Source organism: Bradyrhizobium sp. 62 (assembly GCF_023073035.1).
Classification (GTDB): Bacteria; Pseudomonadota; Alphaproteobacteria; order Rhizobiales; family Xanthobacteraceae; genus Bradyrhizobium.
In genome coordinates, this window is sequence record NZ_JADPIT010000002.1 from 392,015 (window position 1) to 392,242 (window position 228).

At 65.4% G+C, this 228-nt stretch carries 1 pseudogene; it reads right to left on the reverse strand.

Annotated elements, in window-relative coordinates:
* Positions 1 to 228: pseudogene (locus IVB47_RS02070) on the reverse strand (flagellin); the annotation flags it as partial.

The following is a 228-nucleotide window of genomic DNA, read 5'->3' on the forward strand; positions in this document are numbered from 1 at the left end:
TGCCGTTATAGAGCACGTTGCTGCTCGCGGTCGCGCTGGCAAAGGAGGTCGTGCCGCGCAGGTCCGCCGCCGTCGCACCCGCGATCGTGGTGGAGACGTTTGACTTGGTGGAGTAGCCGACGGTGGTCTGCAGCGCCTGGTTGGCGATCGACTTCGCAGAGTCGATCAGCTTCTGCAACGAGGTCAGGCCGGTGTTGGCAGCCTGCAGCACCTGCACGCCGTTGGCGA